Consider the following 25,698-nt stretch of genomic DNA (forward strand, 5'->3'; position numbering starts at 1 on the left):
AAATCCCTTACCGGACTAAAGATAAGACACCAGGAACATGGTATAGTTTAGAACCATTTCCAGGAATACGAGAAGAATATGCAAGAAATTACTATTTATCATAATCCTCGGTGCTCCAAATCAAGAAAAACTTTAGAGCTCCTTCAAAGTAAAGGATATCAACCGCTTATCATTGACTATCTTAAAGCACCCCTAACCCTTGATCAATTGAAAGAACTAAAGTCTCACTTTACGTTAAAGGATTTTGTGCGTACTGATGAACGTGTTTTTAAAGATTTGAACTTATCTCTGGATAATGAAGAACAGGTATTAGAAGCCATGCTCAAAGAACCTGTTTTGATGCAACGTCCGATAGTAACCTATAAAGATAAAGCAGCTATCGGACGTCCACCTGAGCAAGTCCTCCAGCTCTTCGAATAATAAGCCAGGAAAAAACTTCGACAAGAAAGATATTCGGTAATGAAGCTTTCGTATCCTTTCCCACAATAGGGGAAAGGATTTTGCCTGCAACAATTGGCCTTTACGGTGCTGTTTGCACGCCTCCCTGTTACCTTTATTGATTGGGGCATCCTGATTGATGATAGGCTACCAGCGCATTATAAATACCCTGATAATCTGCAAATGCATTTCTATTCGCTTTGATTTCATCAAAGACTAGGTCAGTTCGTGCGCAAGTACCACTCTCAGCAATATTTAAATGATCACCATTGTTTTTTTTGTATGCAATAAAATGTTCACCGCAATGCAAATGAGGGCGCTTGGTGGCACTATTTCCTAAATAATCTACATTTCCACAATAAGTTTTTTTAAAGTTTATCTTTAGGTTTGCTTGAGATGCAAAAGCATTGAAAGAAATTAAAGTCAAAAATCCTACCAGTGTAATTGTTTTTTTATTCATCATAGCGCTTAGTAAAAGAGTTAAAAGGGAAACTTAACACATTTATTTACACGAACCAAGTGTTTATAAGTGGTTAAGTTTGCTTTTATTTTTGTAAGACGTACGTACCGGGTGCAGCCGGTAATGAGGGGTCAAGAGGCGGCGGCGACACATGTTTTTGCGAGCTGTGGCTCATCAACCAATCATGCCAGGCAAACCACCAGGAACCCTCCCTTTTTTTGGCTTTACTTATCCATTTCTTCGGACCTAGATAGGGCATTTTCTTTTTGCTTTCCAGAATGGAGTAATAGCGTCCGGGATGGTTGGGCTCACTAACGATCCCTGCATTGTGGCCGCCGCTAGCCAAAACAAAGACTATATCTGTATGCATCATCAGATGAATTTTATAGACGGATTCCCAGGGAGCAATATGATCATTTTCCGTGCTCACTGCAAAAATAGGTAAATGCACATTGCGGGGCGCTACTATTTCGTCCTCGACACGAAAATGCCCCTCAGCAAAATCATTTTGAAGAAAGAGTTTTTCAAGATATTCCGTATGCATTTTATAAGGCATGCGAGTGGCATCGGCATTCCAGGCGAGCAAGTCTATCATCCCCCGCTTTGTGCCCGTCATATAATCGTCAATCATTTTGGACCAAATCAAATCATAAGTACGTAACATTTGAAAAGAACCGGCCATATGTTTTGGATCAAGGTAGCCTTTTTCCCACATCATGTTTTTGAGAAATGCAATTTCACTCTCGGTAATGAATAACATAAGCTCACCGGCCTTGGTAAAATCACCTTGGGCAGCCAAAAGTGAGAGGCTTTTAAGCCGATGATCTTTATCCCGCGCCATAGCCGCAGCGGTAATCATAGCGAGTGTTCCACCCAAGCAATATCCCATCAAGTGGATTTTGGTATTGGGTAAAATCCCGGATACCGCGTCGATAGCTGCCATTGCACCTAATCGATAATAATCATCCATACCCAAATGACTGTCCTTTTCATCGGGATTTCGCCATGAAACAATGAACACGGTATGTCCCTGCTCAACCAGCCATTTAACTAATGAGTTTCCAGGAGATAAATCCAAAATATAATATTTCATAATCCAGGCAGGCAAGATAAGTATGGGTTCTTTAAATACAGTCTCGGTACGTGGTTCATACTGAATTAATTCAATCAAGTGGTTAGAAAACACGACCCTTCCTGGAGTAATTGCCACATTTTTACCGGGTTTGAATTTTTCCGCACCTGGAGGAGGCAACCCTGCTAATCTTCTCAAGGTATGTTCCATCGCAATTTCAGTACCCTGGATCAAATTAAGACCGCCCGTATGAAGGGTATTGTAAAAAAGATCCGGGTTGGTCAGTACAAAATTGGAAGGGGATAAGGCGTCCATCATCTGCCGAATACAAAAAGAAACAGTACGCTCGGAGCGTTTGGAGAGCCCGGGGACTTTTCGCGTCGCATACTGCCACCACTCCTCAACCTGGAGAAAAACTTCAGCATAGAAACGCCAGGGCATCAATTGCCAGTTTTCTTTATGGAAACGAACATCTTTTCCTTGTGCTGGCTGCCTGTCGCACAAAAGGTGAGTAAGGAATTCATCAGAATGAATGACAGGGAACAAAGTCAACCCCAACAGATGTCCAGGAGATTGAATTAACTGTAAAAACCAGGCGCAATAAGCTGTTCCTATTACTGCAGGGCTCATTCCCATCGTAATCTTGCCCAGGTTTGCCTGGTATAATTTATTCAGATAATAAAAAAAATCATCTAGTTGATTTTTATACATTGGATACTGGGGCCTGACAGGTTCGGGAGGGTTATCAAGCTCTTTCTTTAATCGACCTGAAATTTTCCTTTTCTCGGTTTGTCTCATATTTATTTTTCCTTGGTTCCATCCAGTAAGAATTTTTTGGCACTCCAAGCAGCTATTGATGTAAATTATAGTATTCTTTTTAAATAAAGTGCGGAATTTAAAAGAAAAAGTAAAGAGCACTTTTGAATTGCTCGTATATTGGAGTATGCTTAAAAAGTAAATTCAAATTCGAATAGAGGGAAAAATGAGAAATCTTTTGATATTTATTTTTTGTACCATTCATACTGCAGTATTTGCTAATGATTTGGGAAAAGATACTTATCAAACATCCTGCAAAAGCTGTCATGCGCCTCAATTGGCAATTGGAATGAAAGCCCCTGCTGCTTTTGATAAAAAGGCATGGGATGCCCGCTTTAAAAATGCGGAGATGGAAGCCCAAAAAAATCCAGCTGATTATAAAACGGCGATGGATTATTTATTATACAGTATTAAGTTAGGGAAAGGGTTAATGCCCCATGGGGGCTTATGTAAAGAGGCCAATGTACCCCAGAAAAACTGTTCTGATGAAGCCTTCGTTGAAGCCATCAATTATATGGCCCAAGAGAAAAAATCGGGAAGTACGGATAATAAAGCACCTGAATAAGCCTTTATTCAAGGCTTTTCATGATATAAAACAATCAACTCCTTACTGGAGGAACACCCCAGTAACTCCATCGTTTTAGCCAAGGTTCCATCTACAGTCCTGTATGATATATCCATATCCTTTGCGATTTCTTTTGAACTTTTTCCCTGGGCAAGCAGCCTTAGGCAAACAGCCTGTTGTTCTGACAAACGCACGGGTAAGTGCGATAATTTATGAAACAGAACGATATCCTTCTCTTTTAGGACGATGGATTTGGGTTGGTCTGTTTTGAAGTGCTCCAATGCCTCTGATACATGTTCTTCCAACGCATTATCATTCGTATCAATTGTGAGACTCGCACTATTTTGGAATAATCGATCGCGCTCGCTGTGAAGCGTTTCAAAAAAAGTGGGAAGGTCTGTAGCCAGTAAGGGCGTAGGGTTTCTCGAATTTCGCCCTATTTGTACTGCAGTACTTACTTGTAAAAAAATCACAAACTCCCGCGACAACAAGTGCCTCAATTCCTCATCACAGACAATACTTGCATCAGTTGCTACTACAACATTCTCTTTGGCTTGCAGTGCTGTCACTATTTCTTTTTGGCATTGGTAAAAATCTTTTTGGGCTTCTGCTCCAAAAATTTCCTTCAAGGTTCGACCTATTTGATATTCTATTCCAAAATCAGCATCGATAAACTCCCATCCCAATTGTTCAGCCAAATGCTTGGCGAATAATCCCTTGCCAGCTCCAGGTAGGCCAATAATAAAAATACGTTTCGTTGGGCTCATGGTTTATTCTCCTATACGTGGCTTCTATTTGAGTCTTTCTTAATAGTATAAAACGTATTTAAATTCCATCAATACGTAAAAATACGCACCAATTATTAGGATTTTTGTACAAGACGGCTTTTATCCCTGTTTTTCTACTAACAATTTTTTTACTGTCAATAAATCAAGGAAGGCCTGCTTTTTATCAGCTGGATTTCGTAAAAGATAGGCCGGATGATAGCTTACGATAAAAGGAATATTATGGTAATGATGCAGGGTTTTACGCAATTGTTTCAAAGGCAGTGGTTTATTTAATAAGAACTGACCAGCAAAGCGCCCTAAAGCCAGAATTAAACTCGGTTGAATTAGCTCAATTTGGCGTTCGAGATAGGAACTGCATTGAGCAATTTCCTCCAACTGGGGATCACGATTATTTGGGGGTCTGCATTTCAAAACATTCGCAATATAAACATCATTCTCAGCCATCTCAATGCTTTGCAACATTTGATTTAATAAAGCTCCGGCTTTACCGACAAAAGGTAATCCTTGTTGATCCTCAAAAAAACCGGGTGCCTCACCTATAATCATTAATTTTGCATTCGAATTGCCACGGCAAAAAACGGTTTGAGTTCGGGTTTTATGTAAAGAACATTGCGTGCATGCAGCCACTTCTTTAGCCAAAGCACCCAATCCCTGCTCACTGGAAACATGCGGGCGACGTAACTCCCAGAGATCAATTCCCATAGCCTGAAGATAATAACGATTTAAGGCGTCTGACATAGCGGACTCATTTTAAATATTAAATGCTCGAGAAAAGCTGGACGGTTATTTTCGTTTTTAATTTTTGATAAATCAATGTTTAGTTGAAAAATGTACCCAAAATCCTTGAATGTCTAGGACCATTAACTCCTGTTCACAACCTTATTCCCTTCTTGAAGAAGCACTTCACAAGCATGGCCAAATTGAGCCTCATTCCAGGCGTTGGCCAAGGATAAGGTTCCATTATCAAGACATTTTTCATAAGCAGCCAAAGCAATTAGCAGGTGAGAAAATTTGATTTTTCTAAAGAGGCCTATTGCCTGAAGAAGGTTCATTCGTGCAATTTCAGAGCCTGAAATATCATCTCCAAATTCCCCATCTATGCCTTTAAAATGTTCAGCAAACCACTCTTCCAAAGGCTGGCCGCTCATGATGAAGCAATGGGATATTTGTGACCCTCCCAACACGCGGGTATCGAGATATTGTTGTATGTCAACGCAAATTGATTTTTTTTTGATGTAATCCAGGGCCTCAGTAAATAATGGGGTTAATTCAAATACTTGCACCTGAACCCTGGCGCGTAATTCAATAAGTGACTTGCGCCAATGATGCATTATAACCTGCTCCACTTTGCCTGTGGATGCTGGGGCATTTATCCGCTTGTTCAATATTTCAATTCGATCGTCAAGTTCGGTTATAATTTTTTGCAGGCGAATTGAATTGATGCCTTCCATTGTGACGTGCTCTTTTAACCTGTTTAGAAGCTCTGCAGTTAATGATTGGGCTTGCTTGTTTGTGAATGCTTTTGTTAATGCTGCATTAAAGTCATCTCGAGTGAGTTGATCAAATAATGGAGCTGCTTTTAGATAAAGATTCGCATGTTCTTCCTCCAGATGCTCTTCCAACATTTTTCGTTGCCAACCCATCATATTATTGACGCTGTTTTTTTCGATCATCCCTCCTCCAGGCAATAAATAAAAGCCAAAATGGGTCGCAAAGAGAATTCGGCCTTGGGAATCAACATTAATTCGATCTACAGCTTCATTTTGAAGTGTGCCACCCATTTGGATTTGAACGGGATACAACTGATTTGCTGGAGGATGGTAAATATCAAGCTGATTGAGATTAAACAGGTGAGATTTATTCGTTCTTTTCAAGTGTTCTTTTTGGGCAATACGAAATTTTTCCCAAATCTCTGGCGTATAGTCGTCAAGCGGATGTTTCAATCTCATTTGACCGGGAATTTTGCCAAATTCAAACCAGGAATTTAATTCTTCATCGAGCTCCATTTGATAAAAATCGAATAAAATTTCAAAAAACTGCTGATTCTCAATTCGATACAATGCATCTGCATAATTGAAAAATGTCGCGGCATAAGCGAGGGTTTTATAATGCGCTGTGATATGGTTTGTATGAAGTACTTTGCCGCTGAGATTTTTTATGTCCCTAATTTTATCCAACACCATGGCGTGTCGATTTTGGGTATTCGCTTTTCTATAGTGAAGCAACATCGGCCCAATATCAGTAAATAGCTGAACCATGATTTTTCCTTATCAAGTATCCATTTCAGTTTATGACAAAATTATAAAATTTGAATACATTTTATAAAACACAAAATAAAATACATTTTGGGCGTATTTTGCACTCCTTATTATGCCCGTTTTTATCAATTCGCAAAATTATAGTAACAAATGATTAGAGCACGAAACAAAAGACAGCGGGAAAACAACTTCGTGCCTCTGGTAAACGATTTAAGGCAAAAGACGTATAAGGGCCGTTACGATGCCTCTCCCGGAACAAAGAGAGAAGTTGGTTAAGTGCCGCGAATATTGCGAACACGCCTTAAAAAACAATCAGAAAATTCTTGATACCCATCGGCCAAACTCAAGCAGCTGCAGGCGCTCAAACACTGGAAAAGAACTTTTATCAATTAAATAGCATTTTAGTAAACTGGTTGTTTTTATAGTCTCCTCTTGTTTTAATTTTATTTCTTTATATTTTGTTCCTTTAGTAGTTAATGATTCATTATTATTTTGCTAATATAGCTTCTGTTGTCATTTAAAGAAGAAACGTATTCATGACATTACCCTCCCCCAATCCTTATGCAGCTGATACGGCATTTCACGATGGACGATTACGCCAGGCTCAATTAAAAATGCTCAACATGCTTGAAGTAGTTGATGCTATCTGTCGGAAATATGGTTTGGATTATTGGCTTGATGCCGGTACTCTGTTAGGGGCGGTCCGACATCAAGGGTTTATTCCCTGGGATGATGATGTGGATATTGCCATGCCCCGTGCCAGCTATGAGCAATTCTTACGCATTGCCCCTAAAGAAATTCCAAGCTGGATGTGGCTGCAGACCATTCATAGCGATCCAGGCTATTTTAATATGGCCACCCCTTTAAAAATCAGGGACCGCTGCAGTCGTTTTATTGAAAAACACGAAAAAGGCAATGAACCTTACGTGCAAGGTATATTTATTGATGTATTTGTTTATGACAGCATGCCTGTGGACCCCAAACAGCGTAAACGATATAAATTTTATGCTAAAAAGCTGTCGCGTTTCTTAAGCACTAAATACAGTAAAGTAAAAATTGGTCATTATCCCCTTCTTTATAAGATGATTGGCTTATTACTGCCTAAATCCCTGCTTGAGTTTTTTTTGCAAAAAATTATCCATCAGGCAAATTCCAGTCAAAGCCCTTATATTGGACGGGGTTATAATTGCGTCGGCAAAAATTTAATTAAAAAGGATGAAATATATCCTTTACAACGAGTTCCTTTTGAAACCAAAGAATTCAATATCCCCCGCAATGCGGAAGCTTTCCTTATCCAGCAATACGGTGATTATTTACAATTACCTCCCGCGGAACAAAGAATTATGAGGCATTGCAAAGAACTGATTCCGCATCTGGAAATTACAGAATAAATACCTCCCACATTGCCATTATTGACAGATAATCATGCAATCGGTTACAATTGCACTCAATATCAAACAGGAACATCTTTTCGAGGCTTAAACACATCATGGAAATAAACTCTTAAGTACCCCCTATTTTTAGGGCAATGATGGAAGCAGTCAAAACTGCCCCTTTAGAATACTTAAGTGAGTTACATGATGCATAAGCCAATCCGCTTTCAAAATCTTGCTGTTTCATTTCCCCATAAAACATGTTTTATGGACTTCAGTGGCCAAATTCTCCCTAGCAGCCGCATAGGAATTATTGGACGCAACGGTACTGGAAAAACGACTCTGCTCCAATTATTTGCAAAATTACTGGAACCAACCGAGGGCGAGATATTTTTTCCTCAAGGCCTGGAAACAGGTTTCGTCCCACAAACCATTGAAGAATTTAACTCATTAAGTGGAGGGCAACGTTTTCAAAAATTATTAACCCGGGCCCTGGCTTCTGATCCAGATCTCCTGATGCTTGATGAACCAAGTAATCACCTGGATAGCACAAGACGTATTTCCTTAATGAAGATGCTTGCAGATTATAAAGGAACTTTAATCATAGTGACTCATGATAGTGAATTACTCCAAGCTTCTGTGGATACGATTTGGCACATCGAACAAGGAAAAATACATGTTTTTACAGGATGTTATAACGATTATTTGAAAGAAATAAGCATTAAGCGTCATGCACTAGAGAGTGAAATTTCAGAGCTCGCACGTCAGAAAAAAGAGGCGCATGCCGATCTGATGAGGGAACAAGCCCGAGCCAGAAGCAGTAGAACTCAAGGTGAAAAACATATTTTACAAAGGAAATGGCCTACGATTGTTTCCCAAAGCAAAGCAAGAAAAGCACAAGAAACTTCGGGGCATAAAAAAAATGCTATCAAGCACAAGAAAGAAGAATTAACGCGGCGTTTATCCGAGCTTTACTTGCCTGAGGAGATTCATCCTAAATTTGCTGTGCATGGATTCGACACGACGCAAACCTTGGTAACAATCAGCGAGGGTACTGTAGGTTATGATGAAAATAGTCCCATTTTGCACGAATTGAGTCTCTCAATAAAAGGGCAGGACCGGGTAGCAATTTCTGGGAATAACGGTTCAGGAAAATCCACTTTGCTTCGAGCCATTTTGAATAGTCCCTCTGTAATCAAAACAGGGAATTGGACTGTTCCCCTCGCTAAAGAAATTGGTTATCTGGATCAACATTACACTACGTTGCCACCCGATAAAACAGTATGGGAAGTTATCAGCTTTTTGTTAACGAATAAAACTTATACGGAAATCAGGAAGCATTTAAATGATTTTTTGTTTCGAAAAAATGAAGAAGTTAATGCTTTGGTTTCAACATTATCAGGTGGTGAAAAGGCCAGGCTTTCTTTAGCTCAAATTGCAGCAATTACACCCAAAATACTTATTTTGGATGAAGTAACAAATAATTTGGATAGAGAAACTCGCGCTCATGTGATCCAGGTCCTTAGGGTTTATCCGGGAGCCATGATTGTTGTTTCTCACGATGCAGATTTTTTATGTGCTCTTGATCTCACTGTTCGCTATGAAATTAAGAATGGAATGTTAGGCACTTTATAGCTGTACTTTTAATCGAGTAAAATTATGAATAAAAAAGACATATCACTAAAAACATTTTTCCTGAATTTAATCAAACCCTACCGTTGGTATGTTGTGGGGCTATTGTTCACGGCTGTTTATTGGGGGATCAATAATACCCTTTCCCCCTATGTATTAAAATTGATTATTGATAAAGTTGCCGCCTTTTCCGGAGATAAATCAGCGCTATTTAATGCTATAAAACCCGATGTCATTATTTATATCAGCTTATGGATTTTAATAGCCGTTGATATGCGTTTTTCGGATTGGTTTCGATTGAAGTTTTTTCCCTACCTGCGATATGACCTGGTGAATAACATGTTCGCTTATTTAAATCAGCATTCGCATCGTTTTTTCCAAAATAACTTTGCAGGCAGCCTATCGAATAAAATCTCCGATATGACCTCCGGGACCATAGCAATTTTTACCACTGCTGATGATGCTGCAGCACAAGTTGTTGGATTGATCATTGCCATTATCAGCATGTTGCTCGTCCACCCTGTATTTGCACTGATTCTACTTATTTGGGCCACTGTTTTTTTGGGAATTGCCTTCCTTTATTTTAAACCGGTACAGGATTTGTCGCATTTTTTTGCAGCCAGCAAAACCACCCTAGTCGGAAAAATGGTGGATAGCATCAGTAATATCTCCAATCTTCGTCTGTTTTCCAGAGGGACTTTTGAGAGTCAATTGATTCGAAATGCAGCTCAGGATACAACAGTTAAGGATCAAACCATGCAATGGACCATCATGAAAATGCGTATTTATTGGGATATGAGTATTATCGTCCTCATAGCTGCCAATTTATATATGCTGCTCGTCATGTACAGTAAAAACCAGGTATCCATTGGAGATTTTAGTTTTATCACCTCCCTGTCCATCAGTATTTTTTATAATTTATGGTATCTTGCCAGTCAATTTGTCCACTTTGCTGAAGAACTTGGAAAATGCCAGCAAGCACTCACTTTGATTTCAGAACCTCATGAAATTACTGATAAGCCCAATGCGCAACCATTAACAGTCACCCAAGGGCGGATTGAATTCAACAATGTGAGTTTTCATTATGATGAGGGTGCCCACCTTTTTAAAAATAAATCCGTTATTATTGAACCGGGACAAAAGATTGGCCTGGTCGGGTTGTCTGGTTCCGGAAAAAGTACTTTTGTAAACCTCATCCTGCGTTTGTTTGATGTGGAATCAGGAAAGATCCTGATTGACGGTAAAAATATCAGTGAAGTCACCCAAGAGTCATTACGGGAAAGTATTGCCATGATCCCCCAAGATGTGACTCTCTTCCATCGTACTTTAATGGAAAATATTCGTTATGGACGTATTGATGCGACCGATGCCGAGGTCATTGCGGCATCCAAAAAAGCACATTGTCACGAATTTATTTCCAAGCTTCCTGAAAAATATAATGCATTAGTCGGTGAACGTGGAATTAAATTATCCGGGGGACAACGACAGCGGATTGCCATTGCAAGAGCCATGTTAAAAAATGCGCCTATTTTGATTCTTGATGAAGCAACTTCTGCGTTGGATTCTTTAACTGAAAAGTTAATTCAGGATGGCTTGCATGTATTGATGGAAAACAGAACTACCATCGTGATTGCACATCGACTTTCCACCTTGTCGGAAATGGATCGAATTTTGGTTTTTGATAAAGGACGTATCATTGAAGACGGTTCCCATGAAGAATTGATTAGCAGGCAAAGCCATTACAGCCATATGTGGAAGATGCAAGCAGGAGGATTTTTACCTGACAAAATTTAGATTATCAAATCTGTAGCCTTGAGAAAGAGATTTTTCGGGTTATCCTATTTTATCAAGGCTACAGTCATCGATAGTGACCATGGGCTTTAAACGGCAGCATGCTGCTCAACATTAATTTTTTTACTAAGCTCATACTGCATGTGCATTTCATCGAGTGCCCCGGCGGAAATATCTTTTTTGGCAATTGGCCCTTCACTCCATTTGGGAATGCGTACTGCCTTGAAAAAGGGAGCTTCGGCCGGCTCAAAACGCTTGTCGAAATTGAGCGTATACATCTTACCAAATCCAGTCATTTTTCCCTCATCATCTGCTTCCAATTCTATAATAGCTTTTTGGACTGCAGTTTTTGCCTCAAGTTTATTCCCCTTAATCCCATCCTCAAGAATTTTCTTCGCATCTTCGAGTGTTTCCAAAAACACGACATCATGCCCTAAAGAATAACCACAAACCTGTTCAAACGCGAGCGCATGATAAGAAGAAATAAGATAAGAGGTCACAGTAAAATCATCACTTGATTTAGTATATGCAGGACTAACAATTGCGTATATTTTTTTCATTTTAATCCCTAAAAATTTAAAATATAAAATGTCTTTTCACACACAGGAAAGAATCCAATCTGATGTGTTTTAGTCTGAAAAAGCGGTGATGCAACATGTAAGAGTTTCTCTGAAAACGAGGAAATCGCTTGTTGTAGGTTGCAACCATTTTTTCCGGTTAAATATTAACATATTTGCTCGAAGTGTATATAAGCGTCTTCAATCAGTTTTGTCCCCATTGAATGCCTTGGAAAGTACACGAAAAATTGCATTGAACCTTTAATACAATCTCTTTAAAAAATCTCTTTTGAAAATAAAGAAACATTAAGCTTCATTTTCATTCACTCAACTATACTCAAAATAACCCAGTCAAAAAATTTGACCTTGCAGGATGCATACCGGGCTGACAAAAAAGGAGTTCTTTTATGAAATTTTATTATTTGCTTGCCATCTTTATTTTAATGCCATTGTGTGGGTTTACCCAGACTCATGATAATGTCACCACTTTAACGATATCTCACAACCCGGAGAATAAAAACAGCCAAGTCATCACCTACTCCAATGATCTGAACAATTTAAAAAAAAACAATTCATTTGCACGCAGCATGGATTATCCAACGCAAATCATCCGCATGGATCAAAAAATTGAAAACCAACAACTCACCTGTGATGAGGTACATACGCAAATTGATAAAATTTTAGTTCAGCATATTGTGAATGAACAATTTACTTATTCGATTTATATTAGTTGTTATTACAATCCGGAAACCCAATTAGCCACTCAATTCATCATCAACAGTTACTTTGATCCTTTAACTGATGAAGCAATTACCTACCTCAGTTCCTATCTCAACGAATACAACGGAACTGATTTATTAGGAACAAAGTATAAAATTGAGCCGGCAAAGGGCATTATCATTTCCCTGGAGATTGCAGCAGGAATGAAAAAGAAACCAACCAGACCTCCTTTTATTGAGTACCAGAAGGATCGCAGTAATTTTTATTTCAAAAGCAATTACGAAATGAAAAATAAATTGGTGAGCGATATTTATCAAAACTTCTTTACAGATGAGGCAGATAAAATTCTTCCCTTTCTTGATAAATGGATTTCCTCTCATGCAAGTTCCATTTATAAAGTGGTCTTGAGGGACTCTAATTATGTTGAATTACAACCCGAAAAAATCTTTATCATGGAAAATGAGGAGTTATTTGTATCCAACATTAAGCAATACTTTGGACATTATTGTGAGCCCTATGAAAACCATCGATGCTTAAAACGTGGCGGCAAAATAGATAAAGAAACAAATTATCCGCAAGCAGCTTCGTGACCAAAGAGAATGAATGCAGCCTGGCAGATTGTGTCACAAAGCCAGGCTTTTCCAAGATAGGAATTAACCTAATTCCGGTTCATAGACAGCACGCTTTCGAGGCTGTAATTCTTCCTGCGCCTCTGCCAGTGCCTTGTCATTTACGATTTTAGTCACACAAGCATCGGACCATACATTTAAAGCAGTTTCCAACATATCAATTAAACCATAGAAAGGCAAAATAACCCCCATAAGCACTATAGGGACATTCATACTCGATAACAAACTGATGCTCAGGAAGAAACATCCCATAGGCACCCCAGCATTACCGATAGCAGCAACAGTAGCGACAAATACCCACAATACCATAGTGCTATAGGAAATGGGCATGCCATGATTTTGCATTAAATAAATTACTGTCGCGAAGATAAACGCAGCACAACCATTCATGTTAATACTGGTGCATAACGGTAAAACAAAACGGCTTACTGCCGGCTTTACCTGCAAGTTATTTTCTATAGTGTTCATTGTAACCGGTAAGGTCCCTACCGACGACTTGGAGAAAAAAGCCACCGATAATGCTGGAAGCATGGATCGCATTGCAGCAAAAGGCCGAATATTATTCATTTTTAGCCATAAAGGCAGTATGACAAAACCCTGGACTAAATTTGCCAAAACAACAATCAGCAAATACTCCCCGATTCCTTTAATGTCCATACCTGAGCGCAATTGCACCACTGTTGAGGTGATAAAACCAAATAATCCCAACGGAATTATTTTGATAATCCAACGGGTCATTACTAAAAACATTGCATGGGCACCACGGAAAAAAAGAGTAAGGGTGTCCCGTGCTTCCACATCGGGAATTTGACGCACTGCAACCCCGATAATAATGCTCAAAAACAAAACGCCCATAACCTGTTGTTCCAGAAAAGGAGATAACAGATTTGTCGGAATAATATTTGCCAGGTAGCCAAAATAACCTAAACTGCTGCCTGATTTGACGGCTTGGGCATCTAAATTAACTTGGACTGAGCTGGGTTGGATAATAAGATAAAGTAAACAACTAATCACTGCAGCGAGTACGGTAGTAGAAAAGGTATATTTGATCGTACGCTGCCAAATTTTTTTCATATATCCATCGGTTTTATAGTTGGCAAGAGTAACGATGATGGATAGAGAAATAATCGGCAAGCTGATGCACTTGAAAATCTTGATAAATAAATCGGAAAGCAAGAGTCCTGTTTCTTTCAAAACAACAATATTCGACATACCACTGGCAATACCCAAACCAATCATCAATGCATAAATCAAAGGCGTGCTGAAAATGAGTTTTTTCTGTTGTTGATGTGCTGCACACATGTTACTGGTCCTTAAAAATCAAAATAAAGAAGAAAAAAATTGTTTAGCAGCAACAACATGAGGACTGTTTAAAATGGGAAAGAGTTAAACGTTCTGTTACTTGGTTCGCGTAGGTTGACATAAAAACCTTATACCTAATTGATTAAAATATGTACAATAAGGAATATTCTAACACATTTAGCCTGTGCGTCAAGAGATTTTAAAATCTCTAAATTCTGTTTTTGCAAAAAAACACGCGCAGGCGGTAGTTTTGCCTAGACTAATTGAGAAATCAATAATTATTCGACCAATTCAATGCACTGAATTTGTTGTTTTAAACGAATGATCCGACGGTATGCATCCTCAATTCGTTGGGGTTCTATTTTTTGCTCGAATACCAGCCGCTCAATCACTTCAATCACTTCAGGTGCTGTGATTTTTGTTATTTGGTTGGCAAAGATAATCATATCAGCCCCTGCATTGATTGTCCGGCACAAGGCATCCTCCAGTGAATAATGATCGGTAATTGCTTGCATTTGTAAATCATCGGCAATGATTACTCCATCATAACCGATAGTTTCCCGCAACAAACCCGTTAAAATATCAGGGGACAAAGTAGCTGGCAGTTCTTGCTTATCCAATTGTTTATTCACCACATGCGCCGTCATTACCATAGTGGGTTTGTAATTATCTTTTAATAAACGATAATAAGGGGTCAACTCTTCTTTCTTAAATGTAACCGTTACATCCACAAAATCTTTGTGGGTATCACCCAATGCACTGCCATGGCCAGGAAAGTGTTTATAACAACATGCAATGCCGTACTGATAAAAAGTATCCACAAATTTTTTGGCCAAACGGACCACTTCTTCAGGGTTATTTGAAAAGCTGCGCTGCAAGCTGCCAATGATTCCCTCTTCATCTTGCAGATGCAAATCAACTACTGGGGCAAAATTAAGATTAAATCCGAAAGACTTCAAGGTAAACGCCATTTGCGTCAATTCCGCCTGCAAATCTTCAGGCGATAATTGCGCCATACTTCGTGCACTCATCGTAGGCATACATCCTTCGATTCGAGATAACCGGTCAATAGCCCCACCCTCATAATCGATGGCTATTAATAATGGCACACCATTATTTTTGAAATTGATCTCAGAAGAATAGTAATTCAGCTGATGAATTAAGCGTTTGATCTGTGCCGGATTTTTTAAATTCTTGCCGTATAAACCCGTGGAAGCATCCTGATCGAACAACAGAACTCCCCCTAAGCCATCTGTAGACAACCATTCAGCAACAGGGCTTTTGTCGTGAATATCACAGCCATCAAAACCCATAACCAACATCTGACCAATTTTATTTCTAAGAGTAATCATCAGTCGCTCCATCAACAAATAGGAAGAATCTTTCCTGAAAAATGAATTTATATTTAGCGAGAATCATACACAAAGTCAAAAATTAATGCCATTTATAACTTTTTTGGTGGTATTGCCGGAATATTATCAAAATTACAGCCGCAATTTCCTGATCCTTCCGGAGGCATAGGTACTTGTCCAAAGTCATTGGGAAAACACACTGTAACATTCCAGGCCGAATCACCAGGATTGATTACATTGGGTAGGGACCAATAATTTTTTGCCATATAGGTTTTATCTTTGTCGCTTTCCCAGAAAACTGGAGAAAATTTTGCCCGATACATGAGTTTTTGACCCGGATCACAAGGAAAAGTCTGCCGAATCCAGGATTTACCTGCAGGTACGGTTACCGTAGTCAGACTGTTGGATGAGGTGGCATCCATTACATCTACAACTACATTATATTTAGTCCAACAATTATCTTTGACCAATGTGTAATAACAGGTGATACTTGCCCAAAGGGAACTTGAGAAAATAAGACCTGGAATTACAATAAAAATTCTTGCTAACATATTCAATCCTTTCATTAAATACAGCCTTAACAAGCTAGTGATTTTAAATACTACAGTTATAACGAACTCTTAACAGTCTTAGAGCTATTTATTCATAGTATATACAATATCTTTATAAATTATGTATAAGTTATAAATTTAGGTTGATACAAGGGTTGATTTTATTTTCTGACCTGTATAAGCTTGCCCGAATCGGGAGAGATGGCCGAGCGGTCGAAGGCGCACGCCTGGAAAGTGTGTATACGGCAACGTATCGAGGGTTCGAATCCCTCTCTCTCCGCCAAATTCGATAAAAAGGCGGTTATATCATGTTGAAAGTGCCTGCCGCTTTTTTATGTTTTATAGTCCCATAGGTACTTTTGCAAATAATGGAAAAAATTCTTATTTTATTGACATGCAAGAGTCTGATTTATGAACAATTCATTTAGGGATATGGCATTATGAAATTAATTATAATAGGAATTTTATTATCATTTAATGCAATCGCTGGTGATTATTTCCCTAAGTTGACATCACAAGACCAGCCATGGTCTGTAACTGCCAGTGCCGGCACAGGCAATTATCAAATTTCATCTCGAGACAGAAATGCCCCAATAGGACGGCTAGCATTGGCTAATGAAATGATGCTTGCTGGAAATATTGCCCTGGGACTGGAGCTTGGGCTGCAAACCGGGACCCGGATAAAACTCAATATGCCGCGGGAAGCTTTCAATGCGCTCAAAAAATGGATCCCAATGCAAACCACTCTTGCTCCTACGCTGGATTTGTTAATTACTACCAAAAGCGATCCTTTGGGAAATAGTTCTTTTTTCGCCCAGTTAAAAGGAGGATTGGCCTACAGACATTGGCGGGATGATCGCGTACCTACCAATGACATTGCCCAATTGGCAGGCGAAGTTCAAGCAGGATTTGGCTACCCGATAACCGCACTTGCCAGTTTAAGCTTGTTGTATCAGGGAATTTTTAGCGGGAATGGTCCTAATTTACATTTCGATACCTATTCCAAAAGAGAACAATTATCGAATATCCCTACCCTGCATGCTGTGCTTTTAGGATTATCAGTTAACCTATAAGCCTGTCTGAAACTCTCGCACTTAATTCACTCAATTTCAAATCAGGCCTTCGCTTACCTGGGCGCCAATGGACTATAATGTAATGACAATGGATCTACTTCTCTAATTGGGTTTGCAGGGAGTACTATTATGAAAGAACAACATTATGCTTATAAAATTACACACGGCACATCCGGTTTGAATTGCCCGCATGCAGCTTTGGAAAAAGATAAGATGGTGGACTTGCTAAAAGAAATAGAAAGTCAGCATAGTGAGGGTATATTCTGGATTTTTAAACAATTTGATGGCCATCCCCAGGAGCCGCTTTGCATCATCGACTGTACAAAACAGCGAATATATTTTCATTACTCAGGTGAAGTGGAAGATTTAAAGGATGCTATAGCTCATCTTAGCCATTAAGGGGTTATAAATCTTAGCTTTTACATCATTGTGGGTTTTAGTTTACAATTTTTCAGCTTACTTAGTTCTCGCCAGATCTGGACAAATGGTTTTATTTTAGTCAATATTCCTCTCTTTTATTTCTGCCAAGAGATTAGTTATGTCTTTAAAAGCCAAAATCATTATTTTATGCTCCCTTCTTGTTAATGTATTGCCTTGCACTTATGCAGCCGCTTCTGCAAATCATCTTGAAAGTGATACAGAGATACAAAATGCTGTTTTATTCTACATTAACCAATACCGACAGCAACACGGTTTGTCCAAACTGAAAATGGATAACAATATAGTAATTCAAGCCAGACAACACTCCCTGGATATGGCTAACCATCGTATGCCTTTTGGCCATCAAGACTTTGGAAAACGTATTGCTAAACTGCGTAAACAAATTAAAAATACCGGTGGCGGAGCAGAAAATGTGGCATACAACTACAAAACAGCTCAAATCGTTGTGAACCAATGGGTCCGTAGCCCGGGGCATCGAAGAAATATTGTTGGCAATTACAATTTGACAGGTATAGGTGTTGCCCGTGATCAACAAGGAAAACTTTATTATACGCAGATTTTTTTGCAGACAGGGAAAAATCCCCCAAATTCACATAGATATGGAGGAAAACGAACCTACTTTGGTGTTCCTTTTTTTGGGATAACACGCCACAGTTAACCTCTTTTACAGTGTGTCACCGCGGGAGAATGGGATGGACTCAAGAAGAGTACCACCATTCCTCGCACCCCTTGACGGTTAAATTTTAAGTTGGACCTCAACCAGCCTCTGTTGCGCTTTTAACGAAATCTTTGCAAAAAACAGCCCAAATGCAGTGGCATAAATGCCTGTAGTGGCCTATCATTGAATCATAGACAGTACACATTGTTCAGCCAACATTATTACTGTAGGAGCCAGAGTGAGAGTGCGGTGTGCAAGCTTAGCATGTACTAAGAAGCCTTAAACACTCCAGAGGAGTCCACCTTGGTAAACAGGACTGTACTCAATCTTACTGTCTATCCTATATTCAACAAAAGGGCGTATTTTTAATATGCCCTTTTTATTTCTTGCAGTATTTCCCTCCTAAACCCCTTGGCTGTTTTTTTTTTAAGTTGAACACCTATAATCAAATAGGTAAGACATAGCTTTTCGAATATATATTTAAATTTTGTTCTTAGATGGATGGATGCCTGATCCTATGGATATTTTATTTCTTCTACTTATTCTTGGCTTTTTTAGCCTCTCCTTTGGACTCATCCGCTTCTTTGACTATTTATCAAGGAGTGAAGCATGAGTTTGTATTTAAGCTGCGGAATAATTGCTTTGGGTTTGTTAATCTATCTGTTAATTGTGTTATTAAAGCCTGAATTATTTTAGGTATATTATTAATATAGGAAATGGACCTCCTTATGACAAAACCGGGTTTTCTACAACTTATTTTTTATTTGCTTTTTTTGTTGCTTCTGGTGAAACCATTGGGTTGGTACATGGCACGGGTTTATCAAGGCCGCTCCTGTTTTTTAGACGTTGTTTTAAAACCTGTCGAACATTTCATCTACACTATTTGCGGTATTCATGCTCAAGAAGAAATGAGATGGAAAAAGTATCTACTATGCATGCTTTTTATTAATTTATTCGGAGTATTGTTCGTTTATCTTATTCAGCGCATTCAATTTTATTTACCGCTGAATCCACAGGAATTTACCTCCCCTTCACCTGACCTCGCCTTTAATACTGCGGTAAGTTACGCTACCAACACAGACTGGCAGGCTTACAGTGGTGAAATGACGATGAGTTACTTCACGCAAATGTTTGCACTCACCGTCCAGAATTTTATCTCGGCGGCATCAAGTATGTCCTTACTTATCGCCTTAATACGCGGCCTCGTAAGATATGAAAGCAAAACATTGGGGAATTTCTGGGTAGATACTGTACGGGGAATTCTCTATATCCTGTTACCCTTATCCTTTATTTTTGCCCTTATTTTATGCTCCCAAGGGGTCATACAGAATTTTAAGCCTTATCAGAAAATTAGTCTGCTTTATCCTTATACTTATCAGCAACCTATAACTGATCAAACAGGCAAGGTGATAGTAGATAGCCACGGTACGCCTGAAACAAAGCCAGTCAAAATTGCGGAACAAATTATTCCTATGGGACCTGTTGCAACCCAGGTTGCTATCAAACAATTGGGGAGTAACGGCGGTGGTTATTTTTATACTAATTCTGCCCACCCCTTTGAGAATCCGACCCCCTTAACCAATTTTTTGGAAATGGTTGCAATCTTGCTCATTCCTGCCGCTTTTTGCTTTACGTTTGGCGTCATGATAGATGATAAAAAGCAGGGTTGGGCAATATTGGTCGCCATGTCCATTCTGTTTGTGCCCTGGTTACTCCTTGAAATAATTGCAGAACAAACGGGAAACCCCTTATTCCAACAGATGGGGATTAACACTACAGCACAGGCTGCTCTTTATCCAGCTGGGAATATGGAAGGTAAAGAAACGCGTTTTGGTATAGTCAATTCAGCAATTTGGGCAACAAGCACCACCGCCGCTTCTCACGGTTCCGTTAACTCCATGCTTGATTCATTTACTCCTATAGGTGGATTAGTGCCTTTATGGATGATGCATTTGGGTGAAGTCAGCTTTGGAGGGGTGGGTAGTGGTTTATACGGGATGATAATGCTGATTGTTCTCACTGTCTTTATTGCAGGACTTATGGTGGGTAGGACCCCTGAGTATTTAGGAAAAAAAATTGAGCCATATGAAATGAAGATGGCCTCGATCGCTGTTTTGATTATGCCTTTAACTGTCCTCATAACCACGGCCTATGCCTCGGTTACTCCTGAAGGAGTAAGTTCCATAGCAAATTATGGAGCTCATGGGTTTACAGAAATGCTTTATGCCTTCACGTCTATGGCCAACAATAATGGTAGTGCTTTTAGTGGCTTAATTGACAATACCTCCTTTTATAATATTGCGGGTGGCTTGCTTATGTTGATAAGCCGATATTGGATTGCTATTCCAGTACTGGCAATGGCAGGTTCACTGGTTAGGAAGAAGCGGATCCCCGCCACTTTAGGTACCCTAGGTACCCATACCCCCCTATTTGTTACTTTATTAGTGGGAATCGCCATAGTAGTCGGGGCGCTGTCATTTTTCCCCGCTTTAGCTCTCGGTCCAATTGCGGAGCAATTAATGCTGTGGAGGGGATATGGCCACTAAATCTCACAGCCTTTGGGATGGCGCCATTATTAAAGGAGCAATATGGGATGCGTTTTTAAAATTAGCCCCTCACATCCAGATAAAAAATCCGATTATGTTCACTGTTTATGTGAGCTCCATTATAACCACCGGATTATTTATCCAGGCTTTATTGGGACATGGGGAAGCTCCGTTGTTGTTTATCCTGGCTATTAGCCTTTGGCTTTGGTTCACACTTCTGTTTGCAAATTTTGCAGAGGCAATGGCAGAAGGTCGAGGCAAAGCACAAGCACAGGATTTACGGCGGGCACGCCAAGAAATTCAGGCTAAAAAATTGACCCGGGCCAAAAAAAATGCAAAATTCACTGTAATTCCCTCGATTCAACTTCGTACCGGGGATTTGGTTTTAGTTGAAGCGGGTGATTTCATCCCTGGTGATGGGGAGGTTATTGAAGGAATTGCCTCGGTTAACGAAAGTGCCATTACTGGTGAAAGCGCCCCGGTAATTCGGGAAAGCGGCGGGGACCGAAGTGCTGTAACCGGAGGCACGCAAATCATCTCCGATTGGCTAATTATCCGGATTACGTCTAACCCTGGCGAGACATTCCTGGATCGAATGATTGCTCTCGTTGAAGGAGCCAAAAGACAAAAAACCCCAAATGAGCTTGCCCTGACCATTTTACTTGCAGCACTAACCATCGTATTTTTAGTGGTGTGCGCTACCCTGCTTTCTTTTTCCATTTATAGTGTTTCCGTTACTAAAACCGGATCACCAATTTCAATTACAGTACTTGTGGCCCTGTTTGTCTGTTTAGCCCCCACAACTATTGGCGGCTTACTTTCCGCGATAGGCATTTCCGGTATGGACCGCATGATTCGGGCCAATGTTATTGCCCTATCCGGACGTGCAGTAGAGGCTGCAGGTGATATTGATATTTTATTGCTTGATAAGACAGGAACAATTACTTTAGGCAATCGCCAGGCAACAGAATTTATTCCAGCAGAAGGAGTCGATATCCAGGATCTAGCGGATGCAGCTCAGTTGGCCTCACTTGCAGACGAAACACCCGAAGGCCGAAGTATCGTCATTCTTGCTAAAAGTAAATACAAATTACGCGGCAGAGCACTGGCGCAATTGAATGCAACCTTTATTCCCTTTACCGCCCAAACCCGTATGAGCGGAGCCAACATCGGTACCCGGCAAATTCGCAAAGGCTCCTCCCAAGCCATAGAAGAATACATTGAGCAATTAGGAGGTCATGTTCCTGAGAATGTAAAAATGAATGTGGAAATTATTTCACGCCAGGGAGGAACAGCTTTGGTTGTTGCCGAAGGCAAAAAAGTTTTGGGAATTATCCGACTTAAAGACATTATTAAGGGGGGAATCCGTGAACGCTTCGCCCAATTAAGGCAAATGGGGATAAAAACAATCATGGTTACGGGCGATAATCCCCTAACTGCTGCCTCCATTGCTGGTGAAGCTGGGGTAGATGACTTTCTTGCCAATGCCAAACCAGAAGATAAACTTAAATTGATTCGTGATCTGCAAGCCCAGGGCCATTTAGTGGCAATGACTGGCGATGGGACCAATGATGCACCCGCCCTTGCACAAGCTGATGTGGCGGTAGCCATGAATTCCGGAACCCAAGCCGCAAAAGAAGCGGGCAATTTGGTCGACTTGGATTCAAATCCTACTAAATTAATTGAGGTAGTGGAAATAGGTAAACAATTACTGATGACACGCGGTGCGCTAACTACATTTAGCATTGCCAACGATATTGCCAAATATTTTGCTATCTTGCCTGCCGCATTTGCCAGCACTTACCCTGCATTGAATGTTTTAAATATCATGCATCTGCATACCCCACAATCTGCCGTGCTTTCCACCGTCATTTTTAACGCACTCATCATAGTTTTTCTTATCCCCTTAGCTTTACATGGAGTTAAATACCGCAGGCTTCCTGCGGCGCTGCTCCTTAGAAATAATGTAATTATCTATGGGCTAGGAGGAATCATCGTTCCTTTTATTGGCATTAAAATGATTGATTTACTCTTAACAGTATTGGATTTAACAGGATAAAAAATGATGACAGAGACTCTGAAACAAATGAAAACGGCAGTCCTCTTTTTATTTGTTTTCTCCATTCTGACTGGTTTAATTTATCCAGTACTTGTTACCGCATTAGCTCAGCTATTTTTTCCTTTTAAAGCAAATGGCAGTCTGCTGCGTTATGATGGCAAGCCTATTGGTTCCGAACTAATCGGGCAATACTTTAATACACCTAATTACTTCTGGGGAAGACCTTCGGCCACCACCCCATTCCCCTATAATGCCATGCAATCTGGAGGTTCTAATATGGGTCCTTCAAATCCCATGTTTCTGCAGACTGTAACAAAACGAATCGCGGAACTGCATCAATACACGCTTCAAAATAAAATGCCTCAGGCATTAATTCCAGTTGATTTAGTGACAGCTTCAGGGAGCGGACTGGATCCCGAGATAAGCCCACTCGCGGCTTTTTATCAGATCCCTCGCATTGCGAAAGCACGCAATATCCCGGAACAGGAAATTCAAAAATTAGTCAGTGAATTAATCAAAACACGTACCTTGCATCTATTGGGAGAACCTCGTATCAATGTTTTAGAGCTTAATTTGGCTCTGGATCATATAAGGACCACTAAATGACTGACAGACGCCCTGATCCGAATGCATTACTCCAGCGGGTAATAGAAGAAGAACAACTCAAACATCGTGGAAAGCTAAAAATATATCTCGGTGCTGCACCAGGGGTAGGTAAAACTCACTCCATGTTGAGTGAAGCCTTACAAGAACAAGCTAAAGGATTAGACATAATAATAGGCATTGTTGAATCCCATGGACGAATTGAAATAGAGGAGATACTGAAAAATTTCGTCATTTTGCCTAAAGTGACGATTGATTATCATGGGAAACAATTACAAGAGTTTGATTTGGATGCAGCCCTTAAAAGAAACCCTGGATTAATCCTCATGGATGAAATGGCGCATACGAATGTAAGCGGTGTACGGCATAAAAAACGTTGGCAAGATATTAAAGAACTCTTGGATAGGGGGATTGATGTATGGTCCACCCTCAATGTGCAACATATAGAAAGTCTTAATGACGATGTCTCGCAAATCATTCATGCCCCTATTCAGGAAACCGTACCTGACGCGATGATAGAAAGGGCTAATACCATTGAATTGGTCGACCTTGCCCCGGAAGATTTATTAAAGCGTCTGGCCGAAGGTAAAGTCTATGTCCCCAAACAGGCCCGTCTTGCCGCTGAATTTTATTTTCGCAAAGGTAATTTAATGGCTTTACGGGAACTGGCATTGCGGACTCTGGCAAAACGCGTTAATACCCAAGTACTCCTCTACCGACAGGGCCAAGGCATTAGACACATCTGGCCTATCATGGAAAAAATACTTGTGTGTGTGGGTCCTGGTCCGGAATCACATAAATTGATTCGCGCTGCGAAAAGAATGGCCAGTAGCCTCCAGGTTGACTGGATTGCAGTATACGTGGATTCTCCGCGAAGTAAATTATCCAAAAACCAGCGGAATCAAGCTATAAAGAACTTATTTTTTGCCGAACAGTTAGGAGCTGAGACTCAGGTTTTAATGGGGTATGATCTTGTTAATGAAATCATCAACTTCTCCCGCCAACAAAATGTTACGCTTATTATGATCTGCAAACAAATCCGCACTCGCTGGAGGAATTTTTTCTTTCGCAGCCTGGCTGATGAAATTTTACGTTACAGCGGTGAGATTGATGTATATACCGTGACCATAGCAGCAAACACAGCAAGAAAAAAAAATCTTCCCAAGCTAAAGACCCCCTGGTTTTATTACCTTCTCTCGACAAGCATCGTTGCAGTCACGACGCTTATTAATTATCTCATTTATCCGTTAGTCAACGAAACCAGTCTAATGCTTACCTATTTAATAGGAATTATTGGTATTGCTTTATTGGGACGGACAGGCCCTGCGATTTCGGGAATTTTCCTTAGTATTTTTCTCTATGACTATTTGTTTATTCCCCCCTACTACAGATTTTTTATTGGGGGGCCTGATTATTTCTTTACTTTGATTTTAATGTTTGTCATTGCAGTAATTATTTGCCAATTGACTTTGGTTACCCGCCGCCAAGCAGAAATTGCACGGCTTGCAGAATATCAAACATCGGCGTTATATACTTTAAGCCGAAGATTATCGAGAACACGCGGCATAGTCAGATTACTGAGAACAGGTGTCAATTATATTTCTGAAATTTTTCACTGTGAGATCATTGCGCTGCTGCCAAAAAATGGAGGGCTCGTTGTTCGTGCCAGAGCCAAATCAAATCAAGATCTGGATGAAAAAGAATACAGTATTGCCCAGTGGGTCTATGAATTGGGTCAAAAAGCAGGATGGGGAACTGACACCCTCTCTTTTTCCCATGCATTGTATATTCCGTTAATCGGTGCACGCGGCACAATGGGAGTAATAAGGGTACAACCGTCAAAGGATAACGATTGTACAACGCCTGAAAAATTACAACTTTTAGAGTCTTGTGCCAATCAAATTGCCCTGGCTATTGAAGTAGACAGTTTGCAAGAAGAACAAAACAAACTAAATGATTCCACTCAGGAAACAGAATAAAATTCTGGGCAAAGCTTTCTCCCACTTCTGATAAA

General features: G+C 40.0%; 23 protein-coding genes, 1 tRNA gene and 1 other RNA gene. 16 read left to right on the forward strand and 9 right to left on the reverse strand.

Features of this window, described 5'->3' with window-relative positions; all coding sequences use genetic code 11:
* Window positions 1-78 precede the first annotated feature (78 nt).
* Window positions 79-420, forward strand: coding sequence for an arsenate reductase (glutaredoxin) (arsC, locus tag KYQ_RS11235; RefSeq protein ID WP_010654366.1), 342 nt, complete (start codon window positions 79-81; stop codon window positions 418-420).
* A gap of 133 nt (window positions 421-553) precedes the next feature.
* Here arsC and KYQ_RS11240 read toward each other — a convergent pair whose 3' ends face one another.
* Together KYQ_RS11240 and KYQ_RS11245 are read right to left on the reverse strand one after the other, a co-directional pair.
* Window positions 554-901 (reverse strand): hypothetical protein, encoded by a 348-nt coding sequence (locus tag KYQ_RS11240; protein ID WP_231294549.1) that lies wholly within the window; start codon window positions 899-901, stop codon window positions 554-556.
* Between the two features lie 82 nt (window positions 902-983).
* Complete coding sequence (locus KYQ_RS11245) at window positions 984-2,768, reverse strand: PHA/PHB synthase family protein (protein WP_019350093.1); 1,785 nt, start codon at window positions 2,766-2,768, stop codon at window positions 984-986.
* A 184-nt stretch (window positions 2,769-2,952) separates the two neighbouring features.
* On the opposite strand from KYQ_RS11245, the gene KYQ_RS11250 reads away from it, so the two are divergent.
* Window positions 2,953-3,351 (forward strand): c-type cytochrome, encoded by a 399-nt coding sequence (locus tag KYQ_RS11250; protein ID WP_010654369.1) that lies wholly within the window; start codon window positions 2,953-2,955, stop codon window positions 3,349-3,351.
* Between the two features lie 8 nt (window positions 3,352-3,359).
* Here KYQ_RS11250 and KYQ_RS11255 read toward each other — a convergent pair whose 3' ends face one another.
* The 3 genes from KYQ_RS11255 to KYQ_RS11265 all read right to left on the reverse strand — a co-directional run bounded on the left by KYQ_RS11255 (window position 3,360) and on the right by KYQ_RS11265 (window position 6,397).
* Window positions 3,360-4,118 carry a shikimate kinase gene (locus tag KYQ_RS11255; RefSeq protein ID WP_019350094.1) on the reverse strand — a complete coding sequence of 253 codons (759 nt, stop codon included), beginning with the start codon at window positions 4,116-4,118 and terminating at the stop codon, window positions 3,360-3,362.
* Window positions 4,119-4,238: 120 nt separating this feature from the next.
* A complete protein-coding gene (locus KYQ_RS11260; protein WP_010654371.1) occupies window positions 4,239-4,877 on the reverse strand; it encodes a uracil-DNA glycosylase in 639 nt (212 codons plus the stop codon).
* Between the two features lie 122 nt (window positions 4,878-4,999).
* On the reverse strand, window positions 5,000-6,397 hold the full coding sequence (locus KYQ_RS11265) for a hypothetical protein (protein ID WP_019350095.1): 1,398 nt from the start codon (window positions 6,395-6,397) through the stop codon (window positions 5,000-5,002).
* A 536-nt stretch (window positions 6,398-6,933) separates the two neighbouring features.
* Here KYQ_RS11265 and KYQ_RS11270 point away from each other — a divergent pair.
* The 3 genes from KYQ_RS11270 to KYQ_RS11280 all read left to right on the forward strand — a co-directional run bounded on the left by KYQ_RS11270 (window position 6,934) and on the right by KYQ_RS11280 (window position 11,196).
* A complete protein-coding gene (locus KYQ_RS11270) occupies window positions 6,934-7,788 on the forward strand; it encodes a LicD family protein (protein WP_010654373.1) in 855 nt (284 codons plus the stop codon).
* Window positions 7,789-7,974: 186 nt separating this feature from the next.
* Window positions 7,975-9,405 carry an ABC-F family ATP-binding cassette domain-containing protein gene (locus KYQ_RS11275; protein WP_029489034.1) on the forward strand — a complete coding sequence of 477 codons (1,431 nt, stop codon included), beginning with the start codon at window positions 7,975-7,977 and terminating at the stop codon, window positions 9,403-9,405.
* Window positions 9,406-9,429: 24 nt separating this feature from the next.
* The gene (locus KYQ_RS11280) at window positions 9,430-11,196 is read left to right on the forward strand and encodes an ABC transporter ATP-binding protein (protein WP_019350096.1); all 1,767 of its coding nucleotides are present in this window, start codon (window positions 9,430-9,432) and stop codon (window positions 11,194-11,196) included.
* Window positions 11,197-11,282: 86 nt separating this feature from the next.
* Here the strand turns inward: KYQ_RS11280 and KYQ_RS11285 are convergent, their stop codons facing one another.
* Window positions 11,283-11,753 (reverse strand): hypothetical protein, encoded by a 471-nt coding sequence (locus KYQ_RS11285; protein WP_019350097.1) that lies wholly within the window; start codon window positions 11,751-11,753, stop codon window positions 11,283-11,285.
* A gap of 404 nt (window positions 11,754-12,157) precedes the next feature.
* Between KYQ_RS11285 and KYQ_RS11290 the strand changes: the two genes are divergently transcribed.
* Entirely contained in the window at window positions 12,158-13,060 is a 903-nt protein-coding gene (locus tag KYQ_RS11290; protein ID WP_019350098.1) for an Lpg0189 family type II secretion system effector, read from the forward strand.
* A gap of 63 nt (window positions 13,061-13,123) precedes the next feature.
* Here KYQ_RS11290 and KYQ_RS11295 read toward each other — a convergent pair whose 3' ends face one another.
* From KYQ_RS11295 to KYQ_RS11305, 3 genes are all read right to left on the reverse strand, one after another.
* On the reverse strand, window positions 13,124-14,401 hold the full coding sequence (locus KYQ_RS11295) for a dicarboxylate/amino acid:cation symporter (RefSeq protein ID WP_019350099.1): 1,278 nt from the start codon (window positions 14,399-14,401) through the stop codon (window positions 13,124-13,126).
* Between the two features lie 278 nt (window positions 14,402-14,679).
* Entirely contained in the window at window positions 14,680-15,753 is a 1,074-nt protein-coding gene (locus KYQ_RS11300; RefSeq protein WP_019350100.1) for a glycoside hydrolase family 3 N-terminal domain-containing protein, read from the reverse strand.
* A gap of 92 nt (window positions 15,754-15,845) precedes the next feature.
* A complete protein-coding gene (locus KYQ_RS11305; protein WP_010654380.1) occupies window positions 15,846-16,304 on the reverse strand; it encodes a hypothetical protein in 459 nt (152 codons plus the stop codon).
* 195 nt (window positions 16,305-16,499) lie between these two features.
* Here KYQ_RS11305 and KYQ_RS11310 point away from each other — a divergent pair.
* From KYQ_RS11310 to KYQ_RS11355, 10 genes are all read left to right on the forward strand, one after another.
* Window positions 16,500-16,587: transfer RNA gene (locus KYQ_RS11310), tRNA-Ser, on the forward strand.
* A gap of 157 nt (window positions 16,588-16,744) precedes the next feature.
* Window positions 16,745-17,377 carry a hypothetical protein gene (locus KYQ_RS11320; RefSeq protein WP_010654381.1) on the forward strand — a complete coding sequence of 211 codons (633 nt, stop codon included), beginning with the start codon at window positions 16,745-16,747 and terminating at the stop codon, window positions 17,375-17,377.
* Between the two features lie 129 nt (window positions 17,378-17,506).
* Entirely contained in the window at window positions 17,507-17,776 is a 270-nt protein-coding gene (locus KYQ_RS11325) for a hypothetical protein (protein WP_010654382.1), read from the forward strand.
* Between the two features lie 139 nt (window positions 17,777-17,915).
* Window positions 17,916-18,476 carry a CAP domain-containing protein gene (locus KYQ_RS11330; RefSeq protein ID WP_010654383.1) on the forward strand — a complete coding sequence of 187 codons (561 nt, stop codon included), beginning with the start codon at window positions 17,916-17,918 and terminating at the stop codon, window positions 18,474-18,476.
* Window positions 18,477-18,665: 189 nt separating this feature from the next.
* Window positions 18,666-18,817, forward strand: a non-coding RNA gene (ssrS, locus tag KYQ_RS19715) — 6S RNA.
* Between the two features lie 268 nt (window positions 18,818-19,085).
* Entirely contained in the window at window positions 19,086-19,172 is an 87-nt protein-coding gene (gene kdpF, locus KYQ_RS19720; RefSeq protein ID WP_035718353.1) for a K(+)-transporting ATPase subunit F, read from the forward strand.
* A gap of 32 nt (window positions 19,173-19,204) precedes the next feature.
* On the forward strand, window positions 19,205-21,022 hold the full coding sequence (gene kdpA, locus KYQ_RS11340) for a potassium-transporting ATPase subunit KdpA (RefSeq protein WP_010654384.1): 1,818 nt from the start codon (window positions 19,205-19,207) through the stop codon (window positions 21,020-21,022).
* Window positions 21,012-23,081 (forward strand): potassium-transporting ATPase subunit KdpB, encoded by a 2,070-nt coding sequence (gene kdpB, locus KYQ_RS11345; RefSeq protein WP_019350101.1) that lies wholly within the window; start codon window positions 21,012-21,014, stop codon window positions 23,079-23,081. The genes kdpA and kdpB overlap by 11 nt, the downstream gene beginning before the upstream one ends.
* A gap of 3 nt (window positions 23,082-23,084) precedes the next feature.
* Window positions 23,085-23,687: a potassium-transporting ATPase subunit KdpC gene (gene kdpC / locus KYQ_RS11350; RefSeq protein ID WP_019350102.1), complete on the forward strand. Its 603-nt coding sequence runs from the start codon at window positions 23,085-23,087 to the stop codon at window positions 23,685-23,687.
* Window positions 23,684-25,663, forward strand: coding sequence for a DUF4118 domain-containing protein (locus tag KYQ_RS11355; protein WP_010654387.1), 1,980 nt, complete (start codon window positions 23,684-23,686; stop codon window positions 25,661-25,663). Before kdpC ends, KYQ_RS11355 begins: the two co-directional genes overlap by 4 nt.
* Window positions 25,664-25,698 lie beyond the last annotated feature (35 nt).

It is taken from the genome of Fluoribacter dumoffii NY 23 (genome assembly GCF_000236165.1).
Lineage (GTDB): Bacteria > Pseudomonadota > Gammaproteobacteria > Legionellales > Legionellaceae > Legionella > Legionella dumoffii.

What these genes read in the sequence shown, in the direction of transcription:
- KYQ_RS11320 (WP_010654381.1), top strand. Translation starts at nt 16,745, where the DNA reads ATGAAATTAATTATAATAGGAATTTTATTATCATTTAATGCAATCGCT.
- KYQ_RS11285 (WP_019350097.1), bottom strand. Translation starts at nt 11,753, where the DNA reads ATGAAAAAAATATACGCAATTGTTAGTCCTGCATATACTAAATCAAGT.
- kdpB (WP_019350101.1), top strand. Translation starts at nt 21,012, where the DNA reads ATGGCCACTAAATCTCACAGCCTTTGGGATGGCGCCATTATTAAAGGA.
- KYQ_RS11250 (WP_010654369.1), top strand. Translation starts at nt 2,953, where the DNA reads ATGAGAAATCTTTTGATATTTATTTTTTGTACCATTCATACTGCAGTA.
- KYQ_RS11255 (WP_019350094.1), bottom strand. Translation starts at nt 4,118, where the DNA reads ATGAGCCCAACGAAACGTATTTTTATTATTGGCCTACCTGGAGCTGGC.
- arsC (WP_010654366.1), top strand. Translation starts at nt 79, where the DNA reads ATGCAAGAAATTACTATTTATCATAATCCTCGGTGCTCCAAATCAAGA.
- KYQ_RS11355 (WP_010654387.1), top strand. Translation starts at nt 23,684, where the DNA reads ATGACTGACAGACGCCCTGATCCGAATGCATTACTCCAGCGGGTAATA.
- KYQ_RS11270 (WP_010654373.1), top strand. Translation starts at nt 6,934, where the DNA reads ATGACATTACCCTCCCCCAATCCTTATGCAGCTGATACGGCATTTCAC.
- KYQ_RS11305 (WP_010654380.1), bottom strand. Translation starts at nt 16,304, where the DNA reads ATGTTAGCAAGAATTTTTATTGTAATTCCAGGTCTTATTTTCTCAAGT.
- KYQ_RS11240 (WP_231294549.1), bottom strand. Translation starts at nt 901, where the DNA reads ATGATGAATAAAAAAACAATTACACTGGTAGGATTTTTGACTTTAATT.
- KYQ_RS11245 (WP_019350093.1), bottom strand. Translation starts at nt 2,768, where the DNA reads ATGAGACAAACCGAGAAAAGGAAAATTTCAGGTCGATTAAAGAAAGAG.
- KYQ_RS11290 (WP_019350098.1), top strand. Translation starts at nt 12,158, where the DNA reads ATGAAATTTTATTATTTGCTTGCCATCTTTATTTTAATGCCATTGTGT.
- KYQ_RS11260 (WP_010654371.1), bottom strand. Translation starts at nt 4,877, where the DNA reads ATGTCAGACGCCTTAAATCGTTATTATCTTCAGGCTATGGGAATTGAT.
- KYQ_RS11325 (WP_010654382.1), top strand. Translation starts at nt 17,507, where the DNA reads ATGAAAGAACAACATTATGCTTATAAAATTACACACGGCACATCCGGT.
- KYQ_RS11265 (WP_019350095.1), bottom strand. Translation starts at nt 6,397, where the DNA reads ATGGTTCAGCTATTTACTGATATTGGGCCGATGTTGCTTCACTATAGA.
- KYQ_RS11330 (WP_010654383.1), top strand. Translation starts at nt 17,916, where the DNA reads ATGTCTTTAAAAGCCAAAATCATTATTTTATGCTCCCTTCTTGTTAAT.
- kdpA (WP_010654384.1), top strand. Translation starts at nt 19,205, where the DNA reads ATGACAAAACCGGGTTTTCTACAACTTATTTTTTATTTGCTTTTTTTG.
- kdpF (WP_035718353.1), top strand. Translation starts at nt 19,086, where the DNA reads ATGAGTTTGTATTTAAGCTGCGGAATAATTGCTTTGGGTTTGTTAATC.
- KYQ_RS11295 (WP_019350099.1), bottom strand. Translation starts at nt 14,401, where the DNA reads ATGTGTGCAGCACATCAACAACAGAAAAAACTCATTTTCAGCACGCCT.
- KYQ_RS11280 (WP_019350096.1), top strand. Translation starts at nt 9,430, where the DNA reads ATGAATAAAAAAGACATATCACTAAAAACATTTTTCCTGAATTTAATC.
- KYQ_RS11275 (WP_029489034.1), top strand. Translation starts at nt 7,975, where the DNA reads ATGATGCATAAGCCAATCCGCTTTCAAAATCTTGCTGTTTCATTTCCC.
- KYQ_RS11300 (WP_019350100.1), bottom strand. Translation starts at nt 15,753, where the DNA reads ATGATTACTCTTAGAAATAAAATTGGTCAGATGTTGGTTATGGGTTTT.
- kdpC (WP_019350102.1), top strand. Translation starts at nt 23,085, where the DNA reads ATGATGACAGAGACTCTGAAACAAATGAAAACGGCAGTCCTCTTTTTA.